The sequence below is a fragment of the Pseudomonas sp. WP18 genome, assembly GCF_036689585.1.
Lineage (GTDB): Bacteria > Pseudomonadota > Gammaproteobacteria > Pseudomonadales > Pseudomonadaceae > Aquipseudomonas > Aquipseudomonas chlororaphis_E.
Map to the genome: position 1 here is coordinate 5,432,517 of NZ_CP144758.1, position 16,236 is coordinate 5,448,752.

Annotated in this window: 15 protein-coding genes; 4 read left to right on the forward strand and 11 right to left on the reverse strand. The window is 61.7% G+C overall.

What is annotated here, in order from left to right; all coding sequences use genetic code 11:
* Window positions 1–51 precede the first annotated feature (51 nt).
* Entirely contained in the window at window positions 52–930 is an 879-nt protein-coding gene (locus tag V5F23_RS24170) for a DMT family transporter (RefSeq protein WP_042728433.1), read from the reverse strand.
* A gap of 94 nt (window positions 931–1,024) precedes the next feature.
* Window positions 1,025–1,801: an IclR family transcriptional regulator gene (locus V5F23_RS24175; protein WP_042728434.1), complete on the reverse strand. Its 777-nt coding sequence runs from the start codon at window positions 1,799–1,801 to the stop codon at window positions 1,025–1,027.
* Between the two features lie 255 nt (window positions 1,802–2,056).
* On the opposite strand from V5F23_RS24175, the gene V5F23_RS24180 reads away from it, so the two are divergent.
* Window positions 2,057–2,941, forward strand: a complete 885-nt coding sequence (locus V5F23_RS24180) for a neutral zinc metallopeptidase (protein ID WP_042728435.1) — start codon at window positions 2,057–2,059, stop codon at window positions 2,939–2,941.
* Window positions 2,942–3,892, forward strand: a complete 951-nt coding sequence (locus tag V5F23_RS24185) for a hypothetical protein (RefSeq protein ID WP_042728436.1) — start codon at window positions 2,942–2,944, stop codon at window positions 3,890–3,892. It begins immediately after the preceding gene.
* Between the two features lie 49 nt (window positions 3,893–3,941).
* On the opposite strand, the gene V5F23_RS24190 is transcribed toward V5F23_RS24185, so the two are convergent.
* From V5F23_RS24190 to V5F23_RS24200, 3 genes are all read right to left on the reverse strand, one after another.
* Window positions 3,942–4,535 (reverse strand): HAD family hydrolase, encoded by a 594-nt coding sequence (locus tag V5F23_RS24190; RefSeq protein ID WP_212803051.1) that lies wholly within the window; start codon window positions 4,533–4,535, stop codon window positions 3,942–3,944.
* Complete coding sequence (tesB, locus tag V5F23_RS24195) at window positions 4,532–5,401, reverse strand: acyl-CoA thioesterase II (RefSeq protein ID WP_042728438.1); 870 nt, start codon at window positions 5,399–5,401, stop codon at window positions 4,532–4,534. Before tesB ends, V5F23_RS24190 begins: the two co-directional genes overlap by 4 nt.
* Window positions 5,402–5,504: 103 nt before the next feature.
* Window positions 5,505–6,074 (reverse strand): GNAT family N-acetyltransferase, encoded by a 570-nt coding sequence (locus V5F23_RS24200; RefSeq protein ID WP_042728439.1) that lies wholly within the window; start codon window positions 6,072–6,074, stop codon window positions 5,505–5,507.
* A 74-nt stretch (window positions 6,075–6,148) separates the two neighbouring features.
* On the opposite strand from V5F23_RS24200, the gene V5F23_RS24205 reads away from it, so the two are divergent.
* Both V5F23_RS24205 and V5F23_RS24210 read left to right on the forward strand, forming a co-directional pair.
* Entirely contained in the window at window positions 6,149–7,069 is a 921-nt protein-coding gene (locus tag V5F23_RS24205) for a histone deacetylase (protein ID WP_042728440.1), read from the forward strand.
* A gap of 195 nt (window positions 7,070–7,264) precedes the next feature.
* Complete coding sequence (locus V5F23_RS24210; protein WP_152622897.1) at window positions 7,265–8,512, forward strand: TIGR03862 family flavoprotein; 1,248 nt, start codon at window positions 7,265–7,267, stop codon at window positions 8,510–8,512.
* 37 nt (window positions 8,513–8,549) lie between these two features.
* Here V5F23_RS24210 and V5F23_RS24215 read toward each other — a convergent pair whose 3' ends face one another.
* The 6 genes from V5F23_RS24215 to V5F23_RS24240 form a co-directional block, all read right to left on the reverse strand.
* Window positions 8,550–9,776 (reverse strand): glycosyltransferase family 4 protein, encoded by a 1,227-nt coding sequence (locus V5F23_RS24215; protein WP_042728442.1) that lies wholly within the window; start codon window positions 9,774–9,776, stop codon window positions 8,550–8,552.
* On the reverse strand, window positions 9,773–10,999 hold the full coding sequence (locus V5F23_RS24220; protein WP_161796093.1) for a glycosyltransferase family 4 protein: 1,227 nt from the start codon (window positions 10,997–10,999) through the stop codon (window positions 9,773–9,775). The genes V5F23_RS24215 and V5F23_RS24220 overlap by 4 nt, the downstream gene beginning before the upstream one ends.
* 4 nt (window positions 11,000–11,003) lie before the next feature.
* Window positions 11,004–12,875, reverse strand: a complete 1,872-nt coding sequence (gene asnB, locus V5F23_RS24225) for an asparagine synthase (glutamine-hydrolyzing) (protein ID WP_338496839.1) — start codon at window positions 12,873–12,875, stop codon at window positions 11,004–11,006.
* 108 nt (window positions 12,876–12,983) lie between these two features.
* Complete coding sequence (locus V5F23_RS24230) at window positions 12,984–14,207, reverse strand: glycosyltransferase (RefSeq protein WP_144419393.1); 1,224 nt, start codon at window positions 14,205–14,207, stop codon at window positions 12,984–12,986.
* Between the two features lie 7 nt (window positions 14,208–14,214).
* The gene (locus V5F23_RS24235; protein WP_212803052.1) at window positions 14,215–15,186 is read right to left on the reverse strand and encodes a hypothetical protein; all 972 of its coding nucleotides are present in this window, start codon (window positions 15,184–15,186) and stop codon (window positions 14,215–14,217) included.
* 10 nt (window positions 15,187–15,196) lie between these two features.
* Complete coding sequence (locus V5F23_RS24240; RefSeq protein WP_080922015.1) at window positions 15,197–16,234, reverse strand: acyltransferase family protein; 1,038 nt, start codon at window positions 16,232–16,234, stop codon at window positions 15,197–15,199.
* Window positions 16,235–16,236 lie beyond the last annotated feature (2 nt).

Sequence of the window (16,236 nt, forward strand, 5' to 3'; positions counted from 1 at the left end):
CCCCTGTGGCGAGAGACCTTCTTCCCTCACCACAGGGGTTGCGGCAGCCAGTCACTTGCGTCGCTGCTGCCACGCCGCCGCCAGGCCACTCAGGCAGATCAGCACGATACCGAACACCGTGGTCAACGTCGGCGTATGGTTGAACAACAACCACCCCAGCAGGCCGGCGAACACGATCTGACAGTACCCGAACGGCGCGAGCAGCGCCGGGGCGGCAAAGCGGAACGCCTGGGTCAGCATCAGGTGTGCCGTCATCCCGCAGGCCCCCAGCGCCAGCATCATCAAGCCATGCACCAGGCTCGGCACTTGCCAGAAGAATGGCACCAACGCACTCATCACCAACGTATTGCACAGGCCGGCGAAGAAGTTGCTGGTGGTCGGGCTGTCGATCTCGCTGAGCTTGCGGGTCAGCAGTTGGTAGAAACAGAAGAACAGCGCCGAACAAAACGGCAGCAACACCGCCGGCGTAAACAGATCCCCGCCGGGATGGACGATGATCAACACCCCGATGAAACCGAAGATCACCGCGATCCACTGGCCACGCGTCACCCGCTCACCCAGCAACGGCACCGACAACGCCGTGACTAGCACGGGGGCCAGGAAGTTGACCGCCGTCGCCTCCGCCAACGGGATGTACAACAACGCCGTGGTGAAGAACAAGCTGGTGCCCAGCAGGCACAACGCCCGGGCCACTTGCCACAAGGGACGCTTGGTGCGTAGCACCGGCAATCCCGAACGGGGCAGGAAGATGCCCGCCATCAACAGGGTGTGCACCACGTAGCGCGCCCACACCACCATGATGATCGGGTAGAACCCCGAAAGGTATTTCGACAAGGCGTCATGGCTGGAGAACAGGAATGTTGCGCAAAGAATCAGCAGGATGCCCTTGAAGGCCTGATTGACGCCGGAAAGCGGAGTGCTGACGGTCATGTAGGAATCCCGCGATGCATGAAGTAAGAGGCCAGGGCTGGCGTGTGACGGATAAGACCGCGCCCACGCCCATTCAATCGCTGCGACGACCGGTTCAGTTGAACAACTCCGAAGCCTGGCTGGCCTGGGACAGCTCTTCGGCAAACGCCAGCAAGGTCGGTGCCAGCTCATGCAGGCGCGGCCGTGTCATCCGCGCGCTGGGACCGGCCACGCTGAGCACACCGACGACCCGCCCATCCACCGGATGACGCACCACGGCGGCAATGGCCGACGTACCGATCGCCGAACTTTCCTCGACACAGGCGTAGCCTTGCTCGCGCGCCTGGCGCAGGTATTCCAGCAGTTCGACCGAGTTGCGCGGCGCGTTGGGCCCCGCCTCTGTCGGCAGTTGGGCAGCCTGGCGTTCCACCCGCGACAGCGCCTCGGCGTCGCTCATGCACGCCAGCCAGGCATGGCCCGAAGCGGTATAGAACAGCGGCGCCTCGCGGCCCATGTCCGGGTCGTAGCGCAGCCCGGACCGCGCGCCCTGGGATTTGGCGATCCAGGTCTGGCAATCGCCTTCGATGACGCCCAGGCGCACCAGCTCGCCGGTTTCCCGGGCCAGGCGATCCAGCACGGGCTGCACGATGTCAGCGCCGCTTCGCGACAGGTAGCGAAAACCCATGGCCACCAACCGGGTGGACAGGTGATACCGCAGGTTATCAGGGTTCTGGCGCACATAGCCCAGGCGCATCAGCTCGGCGAGCAAGCGATGGGTGGCGCTCTTGGGGATCTGCAACTGCTCGGCCAGCCCTAGCAGCGGCCAGCCTCGGGGATCGCTGGCGAGATTTTCCAACACATTGAAGACACGTTCGATTTGACTGCCGGCCATGGACGATCCAGATGAGTACGCTGATTCCAGAATAAGCGAAGTTTAATGCAAATTCTGGAACGACATGGGATTTTAATCCATATCGGTGTCAGCGAGCCGGCGCGAGAAGCGGCACTTCGCGCCACGCAGAAGGTCAACGGATACAGCGCACTCGCGCGCCGATCCGTTCCCACAGTCAAAAATCTGTTAGTGAACTGGCGGCAATCCCACTCAGCGGCAACACTGTTCACACCGGTCAATCAGAGGACTGCCCACATGCTATGGAAAAAAGGTCGCCGCAGTGACAACGTGGTGGACGCCCGAGGCGATGGCGGCGGGGGTGGCGGATTGCGCTTCGGCGGCGGCAAGGGCTTGAGCCTGACGGCCATTCTCCTGATCGTCGGCATCGGCTGGATCACCGGCCAGGACCCGATGCAGATCCTTGGGCAGTTGGCCGGGCAGATGGACACGTCCGCCCCCGCCTCGTCGCAGACCCGCCAGGCGCCGCCGGCCAACGACGAGCAGGCCGAGTTCGTGCGCTCGATCCTCGGCGATACCGAAGACACCTGGGGCCAGGTGTTCCAGCAGGCTGGGCGCCAGTACCAGCAACCGAAGCTGGTGCTGTTCAGCGGTCGGGTCAACTCGGCCTGCGGCCTCGCGTCATCGGCCACCGGGCCGTTCTATTGCCCGGCAGACCGGCAGGTCTACCTCGACATGAGTTTCTTCAAGGAAATGGCCCAACGTTTCTCCGCGGCCGGGGACTTCGCACAGGCCTACGTCATTGCCCACGAGGTCGGGCACCACGTGCAGACGCTGCTGGGCGTGTCGGCGAAAATCCAGGAGGCCCGCCAGCAAGGCCGGCAGATGGAAGGTGACGGCGGCCTGTTGGTGCGCCAGGAGTTGCAGGCCGACTGCCTGGCCGGCGTCTGGGCCAACCATGCCCAGAAACGCCTGAACTGGCTGGAACCGGGCGACATCGAAGAAGCCCTGAACGCCGCCAATGCCATCGGCGATGACCGCTTGCAACAGCAGGGCCAGGGCCGCGTGGTACCCGACTCCTTCACCCACGGCACCTCGGCGCAGCGGGTACGCTGGTTCAAGACCGGGTTCGCCCAGGGCCAGGTCAGCCAGTGCGACACTTTTGCGGCGAAAAGCTTGTAGATGATGAAGTGGGCCGCATGGTTCGCGCTGGTGCTGGGCAGCACCTTGGCCCAGGCCAATGAGCACGGCGTCAACGTGGTCGCGCAAGGGCGCCTGCAACTCAAGGGTGGCGCCATGGCCGTGGACGTCAGCCCGGCCCCGGCGTCCATCCAGCGCGTGCTGATCATCCTCCACGGTCGGCTGCGCAATGCCGACACCTACCTGCACAGCGCCGAGAAAGCGGCCGGGCAGGCCGGGCAACTGGGCACCACCCTGATCATCGCCCCGCAGTTTCTCAACGAGCAGGACGTTGCTCGCCACCTGTTGCCCAATGACCTGCTCCGCTGGCAGGGCAACGACTGGATGGCCGGAGGCCTGTCCACGGGGCCGCATCCGGTCAGCTCGTTCCAGGTTCTGGACGACATCGTCGCGCGGGTCAGTGACCGGCAGCAGTTCCCCGAAGTGCAACAGATCGTCATCGCCGGCCATTCCGGTGGTGCCCAGGTCGTGCAGCGCTACGCCCTGCTCGCCCACGGCCCCTTCAGGATCAACCCGCGCTTCGTCGTCGCCAACCCGTCGTCCTACGCCTATTTCGATGAACAACGGCCGATGGCCTTCGATGCCGCCAGTTGTCCGGGTTTCAATCACTGGAAGTACGGGCTGAAAAACTTGCCGGCCTACGCCGCCGGGCAAACACCGGCCCAACTGGAAGACAACTACATCAAGCGCGACATCGTCTACCTGCTCGGCCAACAGGATGTCGACCCGGAGCATCCAGCCCTGGACAAAAGCTGCGAAGCGCAAACCCAGGGACCGTATCGGTTATTGCGCGGTCATTTCTTTTTCGACTACCTGACCAGAAGGCACCCAGGGGAGATGCCCCAACGGCTGATCGAAGTGCCCGGGATCGGGCACGATGGCAGTGGGATGTTCAATTCGCCCGAGGGGCTGAAGGCCTTGTTCGGGCAGTAAGCCTCGTCCTGCCTGACTTGGCCTCATCGCGAACACTCGATTCAACACTTCAAGCCAACAGCATCCGCCGCAGCTCGTCACAATCGCGCGCATGCCAGTCGGTCAGTTCCGGCCACGGGTTGTCCGGTAGGTTCACCAGCACCGTCCGCGCCCCTGCCGCACGACCACAGTCCAGGTCGAAGCGGTAATCACCGACCATCACCATTGCCTCGGGGGCCACGTCCCAGGCCTGCGCCAGCTTCAACAGGCCACCGGGATGCGGCTTGGGCGGCGCCTCGTCGCGGCCCAGTACATCGGCCACGTCGAAACAGTCGGCCAAGCCGATGGCCTCCAAAGTGACGTGGGCCAGCTCGCGGGCGTTGCGGGTCAGGATTCCCAGGCGGTCACCGCGTCCTGCCAACTCGCGCACCAGCTCGACCGCCCCCGGCGCCGGCCTGGAGCCCAGCGCCAGGTCGCGCTCGTGCTCCAGCAGCCAGGCGTGCTTGGCCGCGGCCTCATCGGCCGGCAGGGCCGCCAGGTGGGTGAGGATGTCGTCTTCGGGCGGGATCGCCAGGGCCACCCGGATCGCCGCGAAATCATGCACGGCGATGGTCAGCGTGCCGTCCATGTCGAAGACCCAGTGACGGACATCGGCCAGGCTCATGCCCAGTCCTTGCGATGGCGAATCAGCCCTTCCTGGGTGACCGACGCCACCAGTTGCCCGGCGCGGTTGAACACGCTGCCCCGGGAAAACCCGCGGGAGTTGCCGGCCCACGGGCTGTCCATGGCGTAGAGCAACCAATCGTCGGCCCGCAGGTCGGCGTGGAACCACAAGGCATGGTCGAGGCTGGCGACCTGCATGTCCTTCTGCCAGACCGACTTGCCATGGGGCAGCATCGAGGTGGTCAAGAGGCCGAAGTCCGAGGCATAGGCCAGCAGGTACTTATGCAAGGCTGGCGAATCCGCCAGGGCGCCATCGGCGCGAAACCACACGTACTTGATCGGGTCGGCCGGCTGCGGGTTGTAAGGATCCTTTTCCGTGACCGGGCGCACTTCGATCGGCTTGGGGCACAACAGCTTTTCGCGCATGTGCTCAGGCAACAGGTGCGCGCGCTGCTGGGTCAGTTCCAACTCGGACGGCAGGTTTTCCGGCCCGACCACCTGCGGCATGCTGCTCTGGTGCTCGAAGCCCAGCTCGTCGTACTGGAACGAGGCGCTGCAGGTGAAGATCGGATGGCCCTTCTGGATCGCCGTGACCCGACGGGTGCTGAAGCTGCCGCCGTCACGCACCCGGTCCACCTGGTAGACCACCGGCAAAGCCGCATCACCGGGGCGCAGGAAATAGCCGTGCATCGAATGGACGTGACGGGCCTCTTCCACGGTCTGGCTGGCCGCCGACAATGATTGGCCCAGCACCTGGCCGCCGAACAACTGGCGAAACCCCAGGTCCTGGCTGCGACCGCGAAACAGGTTTTCTTCGATCGGTTCCAGGGTCAGCAGGTCGACCAGATCTTCCAACACGTGGCTCATTCAGACTTTCCTCACACAGCGCAATACCGCGCAGTCTGTGCTGCGGCGGTGGATCGATTGTTGGCCCGGGCCATTGGGCGGGCATTGTAAACGTCCGTGTTGGCTAACCGTGAAGGGTCTGCAACCACTGCTCACGATTGATGCGATAGAGCACATGGTGACGCAACGGATGGCCGACTGCGAGTGTTGGGTGTTCGAAGTCGTCCGCCGGGTCATGCTGCATGCCGATGGCCTGCATGACCTTCTGCGACGGCAGGTTGTCGACGGCGGTGAACGCCACCACTTCCTCCAGCCCCAAGGCATCGAAGGCACACCGCAGCGCGGTCCACGCGGCTTCGCTGGCATACCCCAGGCCCCAGTGCTCGCGGGCCAGGCGCCAGCCGATCTCGATCGCCGGGGTGAACGGTGCGTCGAAGCCGACCACGCCAAGGCCGGTGAAGCCGACGAAGGCGCCGGTGTCCTTGCGCTCCAACGCCCACAAACCGAAACCGTGCTCGGCAAAATGCCCGCGCACGCGCCCGATCAGCGCGGCGCTTTCCAGGCGGCTCAGCGGCGCAGGGAAATAACGCATCACCTGCGGGTCCGCGCACATGGCGGCAAATTCCGGCAAGTCGTCGTCACGCCACTGGCGCAAGACCAGCCGCGCGCTTTCCAATTCGAGTATCGGCTCCATCTTCACTCCCTCTCCATGCCCTGAGTCTACATCGCTGGTAGGATCCGTCACTTAAATCACCTTTGAAAAACACCATGCCGTTGCCGCTGATCTACCACGAAGACTACAGCCCCGAATTCCCGGCGGAACACCGTTTCCCCATGGACAAGTTTCGCCTGTTGCGCGATCACCTCGTCGACAGCGGGCTGACCCGCGACGCCGACCTGCTGCGCCCTTCACTGTGTCCGCCGGACATCCTCGCCCTGGCCCATGACCGTGCCTATATCGAACGCTACATGGGGGGCGAGTTGTCCCGCGAGGACCAACGGCGCCTTGGCCTGCCCTGGAGTGACGCCCTGGCCCGCCGAACGGTTCGCGCCGTGGGCGGCTCGCTGCTGGCCGCCGAACAGGCCCTTGAGCACGGCCTGGCCTGTCACCTGGCCGGCGGCACCCACCATGCCCACTACGACCACCCGGCCGGCTTCTGCATTTTCAACGACCTGGCCGTGATCAGCCGCTATTTCCTGGCCAGCGGCCGGGTCTCGCGGGTGCTGATCTTCGACTGCGACGTGCACCAGGGCGACGGCACCGCGCGAATACTTCATGACACTCCCGACGCAGTGACAGTTTCCCTGCACTGCGAAAAGAATTTTCCGGCACGCAAGGCACAAAGCGACTGGGACATTCCACTGCCCATGGGCATGGGCGACGCCGCCTACCTGGAGGTGGTGGACGACGCCCTCAACTACCTGTTGCCCCTGTACCAGCCGGACCTGGTGCTGTACGACGCCGGCGTCGATGTGCACAAGGACGACGCCCTCGGTTACCTGAAGCTGACAGACGAAGGCCTCGCCGCCCGCGACGAACGGGTCATGCGCCATTGCCTGGGGCGCGACATTCCGGTGGTCGGCGTGATCGGCGGCGGCTACAGCAAGGATCGCCAGGCCCTGGCCCGCCGCCACGGGATCCTGCACCACAGCGCACAAAAGGTCTGGACGTCATCAGGTTGTCATTGAAACCAGGGCGCGTTACCCACAATGCCTGTGGAGCGGCCTGTGGATAACCTGAGCGAAACGACTTGCAGGCCATGCCGGACATGGCCTGCAGAGCCCTGACTGTTTTTTGAGCACCTGCACCGGCATCTCCCGCTCCCACAGGATTTGCGTGCTGATAGAATGCCGCGCCTACTCACTTCTTTGTCAGCGCCCATCATGACCTCGACCGGCCCATCCCCCCCTCCAAACGTCACCATCATCGGCGGCGGCCCCGCCGGCCTGATGGCCGCCGAGGTATTGAGCCAGGCCGGGATCCAGGTCGATGTGTACGACGCCATGCCCTCCGTGGGTCGCAAATTCCTGCTGGCCGGTGTCGGCGGCATGAACATCACCCACTCCGAAGCCTTTCCGGCGTTCCTGGCCCGCTACGGCGAGCGCGCGGCGAACCTCGCACCGTTGCTGCGCAGCTTCGGTGCCGATGAGTTGTGCCGCTGGATCCATGAGCTGGGCATCGACACCTTTGTTGGCAGTTCCGGCCGGGTCTTTCCCACCGACATGAAAGCCGCCCCGCTGCTGCGGGCCTGGCTCAAGCGCCTGCGCGACGGCGGCGTGGCGATCCACACGCGCCATCGCTGGCTCGGCTGGAACGCCGACGGCAGCCTGAAGATCGCCTCGCCGGCAGGCGAACACGCCGTGCGCCCCGCCGCGACGCTGCTGGCGCTGGGTGGCGGCAGTTGGTCGCGCCTGGGCTCCGACGGCGCGTGGATGCTGCCCCTGGAACAACGGGGCGTCACCCTGGCGCCGCTGCAACCGAGCAACTGCGGCTTCGACGTCCAGGCCTGGAGCGAACTGCTGGTCAGCAAGTTCGCCGGTGCGCCGCTGAAGAACGTCGCCCTGGGCCTGGACGACGAGGTGCCGCGCCTCGGCGAATGTGTGATCACCGCCACCGGCATCGAGGGCAGCCTGGTCTATGCCTTGTCGGCGTCGATTCGCGAGGCCATCAACCAACACGGCAGCGCCACACTCCATCTGGACCTGCTGCCCGGCCGGCCTGTGGACAAAGTCCTCCAGGCCCTCGGCAAGCCACGCGGCTCACGCTCGATGGCCAAGCATCTGCACAGCCAGTTGGGCCTGGATGGGGTCAAGGCCGCACTGCTGCGCGAACTCACCCCCGCCGACGCCTTCGCCGACCCAGCACGGCTCGCCCAGGCAATCAAGGCCCTGCCCATCACCCTGGTCAAGCCTCGTCCGCTGGATGAAGCCATCAGCAGTGCCGGCGGCGTGGTGTTCAGCGGTCTGGACGAGAACCTGATGCTGAGGTCCGTTCCAGGGGTCTTCGTTGCAGGGGAAATGCTCGATTGGGAAGCGCCGACCGGCGGCTACCTGCTCACGGCATGCTTTGCGACAGGCTACCGTGCGGGGCTGGGCGTGCTGGATTGGCTCAGGAAGGGCACGGCATCCTGAGCCACTCGTTCACGCCGGGCAGGCCAGGCCTGGCAGCCTAGCCGACTGAAACAGCCTCGAGCAGCGCGGTCATTGCCGTTCGGCTTTGCACCGCATCGAAGTTGCTCTTTACATACTGCGCCCCACTCTGCCCCATCTTGTTGCGCAGAGGCTCATTGCGCATCAGGTCGGCAATGATGACTGAAAGTTGATGGCCATTGTTCGGCTCAAACACCATCCCGGCTTTCGCATCCTTGACGATCTCGGCAGCCTCTCCTTCGACACCGCACAACACGGGGCGACCGCAGGCCATGTAATCGAGCAGCTTCGTAGGGATGGCGCCCCTGAACAACGGAATGTCCTTCAAGGTGACGAGGCATACATCGGCGGCGTTGATGAAACCCCGCCCTTCGTGCTTGGACACCGGAGGCAGGATCAATACGTTATCGATGTTCAGCTCGGCAATCCGCTGCTCAAGGTAGGGCCGCTTCATGCCGTCACCGATCAACAGGAACAGCGTGTTTTCATCCTGGCACTGCACGGCGGCATCAATGACCACATCCAGGTTATTGGCTTCGCCCATGGCGCCGAAGTACAGGACGATATTGCGCCCCTCCCAACCGAAGTTGCGACGCACCACGCTTCCAGCTTCGGCGTCCGGATAGAGCATCTGGGTGTCGACACCACAGGTAATGACTTCCAGCTTGCTCGCAGGCCAGCCGCGCGCATGGATGTCATTGCGAATCCCCTGGGTCAGGGTGACGATGCGTTGCGCCTTGTCATAGAGCAACCGCTCCATCCAGGACATGATGGAAATGAGCAACCGATTGCGCAGGATCCCCATCTGCACGGCAGACTCCGGCCACAGGTCCCGGACCTCGAATACCAGCGGTATACCTCGCAGCTTGCACACCACCCACACGGGAAGCATGGGGAAGATAGGGGGTGAGGAGGCCAGCACGACATCCGGTCTTTCGGCCCGCAGAAGACCAAAGGGCGCTGTCACGGAGAATGAAAGGAAACTGATCAACCGCCCCAGATAACTGCGATGCAATTCACTGTAGGTGTAGGTACGAATGATCTTAACCAGGCCTTCTTTTTCCTTGAGGATCAGCCGCCGGTACCAAGGAAGTACCGGCGTGTCGCGCTGCATGTAACCGGTTTGCCCGGACACCACCGTCACGCTATGGCCCTCAGCCGCCAGATGCTGGGTCAGTTCGTACACCAGCGAATGCCCCGGAGACGAGTGCCCCTGATAGTACTGATAAACCACTGCGACTTTCATTTGAACGCCTTGTACAGTTGCTTGAGCCGCTCGCCTTCCTGCTGCCAGCTCAGCGCCTGGCGAACCACGGTGAGTTGCTCACGCCAGTGCTGCAGCCTTTGTCCATCGGCAAAAAAAGTCTCGATCATGCCGGCGATCGCCCGGGGCGTCGAAAGATCGCCCACGCAGCCGATCCGGTTTCCCTCCACCAGGCGGCGAAGTTCGGGCAGGTCGCTGGCCAGGATCGGCAGCCCCGCCGCCATGAATTCGAACAGTTTGTTCGGCGTGCAGTAATAGTTGTTCAAGCAGATCGGCTGGTAGGGGATGACACCCGCATCGGCCGAGGCCGTTATTGCAAGCAGATCCGCTTGGGCCACCGCCGGATGCAGGTGCACCCGTGCCGCCAGTCCTTTGCGCTCGACCAGGCGCTGCAGGCCCGTGGCAAGCTGACCGTCTCCCAGCAGGACCAGATGGATTGCGTCGCGGGGCAACAATGCCATGGCCTCGACCAGTTCAGGCAGATTGCGCCCGGCGGAAAAACCGCCCTGGAACAACAACACGCGATGCTCGCGGGGAATGCCAAAGCGCTCGTGCAAGTACCAGGAACGCTCGGTTTGCGGCTGGATACGCTCGGCATTGTGGATAACGGCCACTTCAGCCACCCCATAACGCGCCTCCAGCTCGCGGGCGATGGAGGGGTTGACGGTAATCACGCGATCACAGGCCTGTATATGCCGACGCTCGACCTGGGCCCAACTGGCGCGCTGTCCCCGAGAGAACTCCTGCTCGCTGTAGAGCTCATGGCTGTCGTAGACCAGGCGCGCCTCGAACGCTTCGGACAACGTGCGCCCCACCGCCAGCATCGGCAGATCGTGAGCCACCACCACCTGAGCCTTGTGTTGAAGCCCATCGGCCAGGAACAGGTTCAGGTAGAAACGCTCATGATCGACCAGGAAGCGCCAGGCAAGGGATTTCATGGCACGCATCAGGCGACCGTTCATCGGTAGATGCCGGCGCATCAGGCCATAGGCCTCGAGCACCCGATTTTCCTTGCGTGCAGTCGACTCGGTCTGGGCACCGATGCGCCGCACGCGGCGGTCATCCGTCCCCATGAGTTCATCCGCCGGCATGGCCAGGATCGTGACGTCCCAACCGTCCTCTTCCAGGCTGTCTGCCTGGAGAAGGATTCTTCGGTCAATCTGTCTGTCGTTACAGAGCATCAAGACCCGCGGGGCATTCGGCATGATTTCAGATACCACCCGGTTGCAGGTCTCCATCGATAAAGTTGCGATGCCAGAGCTCCATGCACAGCAACCCCCAGACGACCCGTCCGAACTCGCTTTCGCTGTTCAATGCCTTCTCGACGGATTGCGCGTTGTACAACCCGCGCGAGCGGGCTCGCTCGGACAGCAGCGTGTCGCGAACGAAATCGCGGGCAACGCCCTTGGTCCATTGCGTCAATGGCGTCGGGAAGCCCATCTTGTCCTTGCGCTCGAAAATGCTCTGCGGCACCGTGTTGCGTACGGACTCCTTGAACAGATGCTTCATGCGCCCGCCAGCAAACTTGATGTTCGGCGGAATGGTCGCCATGAACTCCACGATGCGGTGATCCAGCAGCGGCACACGCGACTCGATGGACGCCGCCATGCTGGTGCGATCTTCCACATGGAGCAACGCCGGCAAGGAGCCCTTGAGGTCGAAGTAGGTCATCTGGTTGACCAGGGAATGCAGGCCTTCGCGATTGAAGATTTTCTGATAGGACTCGAACGGCGAGTAGCCCTTGTCGAAGGCATCCGGGTTGAACAGGTGCGACATGCCTTCACTGCGATCGATCAAGCGGAAATAGCGCTGGTCGGTCGAGGCGAACAGCCCTTCGCGCCATAGCCCCTGCAACATTGGCTGGTACGTCTTGAGCAACGACAGGTTGGGGATGATCGATTCCAGCGAAACGGCATAGCGATGCTGGTTCGCCGTTTCATTGATCGCACCGGACAAGCACTTCTCCAGGTAGGCCGCCATGTAGCGGGCATACCCTACGAACAGCTCGTCACCGCCCTGCCCGCCCAGTACGACCTTGACCTGCTCGCCAGCCAGGCGCGAAACGTAATACTGTGGAATCAGGCCTGGGCCGGCAAGCGGCTCATCCATGAAGTGCATCAGCTTGGGGAGCAGGTCGGCCAGCTCGCTGCCCGGGATGTACACCTCGTTGTAGTCGGTACCGGCGAACGCCGATACAGCCTTGGCGTGCCCCGTCTCATCGAACTGCGGGCCTTCATGGAAAGCCCCGGTGAATGTCTTGAGCTGCTCGCCACCCAACATCCTCGACGCCAGGCACACGACTGCGCTGGAATCCAGGCCGCCGGACAAGTGCGCGCCCAACGGCACATCGGAGCGCAAGTGCATGCGCACCGAGTCTTCGATCAGGGCCGCGAGGTTATCGACGAAGTAACGCTCGTCATGGCGCTCGTCGATGTTGTATTGCAGATCCCAGTACTGGGAAGTCTTGATCTTGAGCTGGCTGCCCTCATACCAGGCGCTGAGGTGATAACCCGGCTCAAGCTTCTGGACACCTTTGAACAGCGTCTTCTCGTTCAGGCAAAACTGGAACGTCAGGTAATCCTGCAAACCGTCCGAATTGGACTCCGCCTTCAGGGAGCCATCGGCAAAGAGTGCCTTGATCTCGGAGGCGAACCCGAGTTTCTGGCCATCGAAATGGTAGTAGAACGGCTTGATGCCAATCCGATCCCGAGCGCAGAAAAGACGTTGTTCGAGGCGGTCCCAGATGGCAAAGGCAAACATGCCGATCAGGCGATCGACACAACGCTCGCCCCACTCGCGGAAGGCGTACAGCAACACTTCCGTGTCCGAGTAGTTGTGCAACGGGTGACCTCGACCGATGAGCTCGCGGCGCAACTCCAGGTAGTTGTAGATGGCGCCGTTGAAAACGATCGTGTAACGACCGTCCTCGGTGGTCATCGGCTGCTTGCCGTGTTCCGGGTCGATAATTGCCAGGCGCCGATGTCCCAGCGCCACAGGCCGAGCAGGATCAAGCCAGGTGCCCTCGCCATCGGGGCCACGGTGACGAATGGCGTCCATCATCTTCATGACGGAGCCACGCATCGACTCTGGCGTTCCTGAAACCGCTACGATCCCTGCAATCCCACACATAAAAAACCATCCTGCCCTAAACAAACAATAACTGACGCGTCGTTCAAATTTTCTAAGAAGTCAGCCCGTAACCCGTTGATAGATATTCAGCAACTTTTCACCTTCCACGTCCCAATTGATCGCTTCCCGGGCTTTCTTCGCCCCGTCTTTCAGCGCCGCCATTTTCGCTGAGTCGCCGAACAATTGGTTGACCGCACTTGCAATGGCCTCGGCAGAATTCAAGTCCGCCAGCAAACCGTTGCCATAAGTAGCGACGATATCGTGAAGGAATGGCAAGTCGTTACTGATGAAAGGCAACTCGGCGACCGCAAACTCGAACAACTTGTTGGGGCTGCAGAAGTAATTATTCTCGTCGACGCCATGGTAGGGAATGATGCCCAGGTCGGCGTCGCAGGTCAGTTCGTGCAGATCATCCGACGGCACCCCGCCATAAAAGAACACCCGATCTCCGAGGTTTCGCTCCATGACCAGTTTTTTCAAGGTGTCCTCGAATGCACCGTATCCCACAAGCACGAGATAAGTGTTGGCGGCAAAGTTGGCCGCCGCCTCGACGATGCGCTCAATGCCCCGATTGTCGGAGATCCAGCCCTGGTACAGCAGAATGTTGTCATCGGGCGCAAGACCGAAGCGCTCGCGCAGCAAGGACGTCGACGCCACCGGCACCTTGGGCGCCGCGTTCATGATGACGTGCGGGGCCGTGACGGCGTAGCGCTCGGCCATCAGCTTGGCAATGTACGGGTTGACGGTAATCGCTGCATCGACCTGTTTGATCAGCCGCGATTCCTTTTTCTTGTACTTTCTCTGGGTGGCCTCGGGCAGTTGCACCTGGGCGTAGTACAGTTCGTGGGCATCGTAGATCAGCGGAACCTTGCGCATCTTCGCCAATTCGACGGCCGGCGCCAGCATGGGAAAGTCATGCACGTGCAGCACATCGACCTGGTATTCCGTCATTCGATCGAGAATGAACTGCTCGAAGCTGTTCAAGCTCGCCACACGGTTGGCCCAGGCCCGGAACAAGCGCCAGGCCCGGTTATAAGTGCTCGAGCCTGGTTGCAGGTTATAGCGACGTGCCAGGGCTGAAAACCGCGAATCGCCCCAATCGAACATGAACCGCTCGATCTTTATGCCATTGTGCGAGTAAGACTCGCGCTGCGGACATTCGAAACCCGCCAACAACGTCACTTGGTGGCCCTGCTCAACTAATGTCTGGGCTTCCTGCAGAATCCGCCGATCGATCATCAAATGATCGGCTGTTGTCATCAAAATATTCATGCGCCGTTGCAATCCCGATTCATTGACACTGGGTCAAGTTCAACTTGCTGGTCAAGTTGCCGGCATCGTAACTGGCAACGCCAATTTGCCCGCCCTGCTCGACGCCATGCGCTTCAATACCGTTGTAATAGATGGTTGGCGAGTCGGCCTCTTCAAAGAAGTACATGCCGTACTTCAAGCCATCCCACGCTTTCCCGGTATTGTCCTTGAACGTGAACACCGGCTCCTGGCTTGCCGCAACGAGCTTGTCCGATGCATTGAAGCAATAGGCATCCCAACTGTTCGGGGTTTCCACGAAGAGCACAGGCTTGTCATTGACGTGGACAACACCCAATGTGTAGATCCCACTGTCCGGGTTCAACACCACAGTGCTCGGTCCCACGCCGCCATCGGCCTTCAGTTCGGCCGCCTTGATCGTATTGTTCCCGTTGACCGTGGAGGTGTAGACGATCGTGTCGCGCCCATTGTGCTTGAACACAACCGGGTCAAGGGCACTGTCGCCCAACAGTTTCTTGGGGGTCTCCCAACGAAGGCCATTGGCGCTGGTGGAACGATAGATCGCCGAGTAGGAGGCCGAACCATCTTCGGTCACGGAAAAGAACAGCTCATAGCGGGTTGCACCGTTTACCAGGTTCTTCCTGACAAACGGAAAAGCGTAGGCGCCTTTGAATGGAAGCAGCTTTTCGTCGAAGATGTTGCCCTGCTTGACGTAGTCGGTGTCGTTCTGCGCGGTGGCCAGCTTGATCCTCCAGCGATGATCGTCGCCATACCCGGAGTACAGCATTGCGTTCGCATCGCCGACCTTGAAGACCGAAGGGTATTCGACATGCAGGGAGTCTTCCGACCCCGGCTGGACACGCACGACCGGCTCGCTGCTCCAGTTAAAGACACCACCGAACAGCAAGTTGTTTTTCCATGCATACCCCAAACCGGCTACTGCCACGACGGCAGCCGAAGCAAGTATCACGGCACGGCTCTTAGAGTTACTCACTTGCACACCCTTAAAATAAACGACGAATAAAGGAAATCCTGTACAGCAACCAGGCTGTGGCAAAAGCACAGAGGGTCGTCAGCACGAAGGTCAATGGCACTTCTATCAATGGCCTCATCAACGAGGGAGAGACCTTGGCGTATTGCGAGCGCAACAATTCCATGAAAATCGGATGGAGGATGTAGACCAGCAGCGTCAGCGGAGCCAGCCGCTTGAGCCCGGGAATCCTGACTTTTTGCGCGACTTGCAGGCTCAACCCCCAGACACCGATGGACATGGCGAAAACCGTCGGGCTGAAATAGCTGAAGAAGTACAGCTTCCACGTGTAGGCACTGCCAAAACCGTAGGCCAGCGCGAAGGTCCCGACCACCGTGACCAGGTAACCCAACCAGGCGATCATCGCGTAAGGCAGGTTGGGTCGAAACTTGTACAGGTAATACCCCAGCAGGAAGTAACTGATATACGACCAGGAGAAACTACCGCCATTGGGCGTGTACGTGCGGGAAAACGTGCTCCAGGCAAAGGTCACCATGGTCAGGGTGCACGTGGCGATGACCGCGTTGCGCAGGTCTTTCTCTTGCATGTTGACCACGGCCTGGGACAGCGGTGGCGCGATCAGGTAAAGCCCGATGATCAGGTAGAAGAAGTGCAAGTGGTAATACGGCTGCCCCAGGACAATGGCTCTCAAGAACGCGGTCCAGACAAAGGCCTGCTGGAAATACTTCATCCACAGGGCATAGATCACCGAAGAGATGAACAGCACAGCCAGCATGCGCGGCACGCGGGAGGTCAGGATATGGCGATAGGTTGTCTTGGCATTGCCGAGGATCAGCACAGCGCTCAGCATCACGAACACCGGCACGCACCAGTGAGTTAACGAGCTGACGGCGTCACCGAGAAACCAGGCCCACATGCTCAATTCGCCCTGCATGTAGATCGGCCGCGCGGAAACGTGCAGCAGCACTACGGCCAGGCAAGCGACCACCCGCACAAAATCCAGGTTCGAATCATGCGCCCGCACGGGCGAACCTGTTATGACTTGATTCATTG

Excerpts from the sequence above, each read along its gene's own strand:
- V5F23_RS24170 (WP_042728433.1), bottom strand. The coding sequence starts at position 930 with ATGACCGTCAGCACTCCGCTTTCCGGCGTCAATCAGGCCTTCAAGGGC.
- V5F23_RS24175 (WP_042728434.1), bottom strand. The coding sequence starts at position 1,801 with ATGGCCGGCAGTCAAATCGAACGTGTCTTCAATGTGTTGGAAAATCTC.
- V5F23_RS24180 (WP_042728435.1), top strand. The coding sequence starts at position 2,057 with ATGCTATGGAAAAAAGGTCGCCGCAGTGACAACGTGGTGGACGCCCGA.
- V5F23_RS24185 (WP_042728436.1), top strand. The coding sequence starts at position 2,942 with ATGATGAAGTGGGCCGCATGGTTCGCGCTGGTGCTGGGCAGCACCTTG.
- V5F23_RS24190 (WP_212803051.1), bottom strand. The coding sequence starts at position 4,535 with ATGAGCCTGGCCGATGTCCGTCACTGGGTCTTCGACATGGACGGCACG.
- tesB (WP_042728438.1), bottom strand. The coding sequence starts at position 5,401 with ATGAGCCACGTGTTGGAAGATCTGGTCGACCTGCTGACCCTGGAACCG.
- V5F23_RS24200 (WP_042728439.1), bottom strand. The coding sequence starts at position 6,074 with ATGGAGCCGATACTCGAATTGGAAAGCGCGCGGCTGGTCTTGCGCCAG.
- V5F23_RS24205 (WP_042728440.1), top strand. The coding sequence starts at position 6,149 with ATGCCGTTGCCGCTGATCTACCACGAAGACTACAGCCCCGAATTCCCG.
- V5F23_RS24210 (WP_152622897.1), top strand. The coding sequence starts at position 7,265 with ATGACCTCGACCGGCCCATCCCCCCCTCCAAACGTCACCATCATCGGC.
- V5F23_RS24215 (WP_042728442.1), bottom strand. The coding sequence starts at position 9,776 with ATGAAAGTCGCAGTGGTTTATCAGTACTATCAGGGGCACTCGTCTCCG.
- V5F23_RS24220 (WP_161796093.1), bottom strand. The coding sequence starts at position 10,999 with ATGCCGAATGCCCCGCGGGTCTTGATGCTCTGTAACGACAGACAGATT.
- asnB (WP_338496839.1), bottom strand. The coding sequence starts at position 12,875 with ATGCGTGGCTCCGTCATGAAGATGATGGACGCCATTCGTCACCGTGGC.
- V5F23_RS24240 (WP_080922015.1), bottom strand. The coding sequence starts at position 16,234 with ATGAATCAAGTCATAACAGGTTCGCCCGTGCGGGCGCATGATTCGAAC.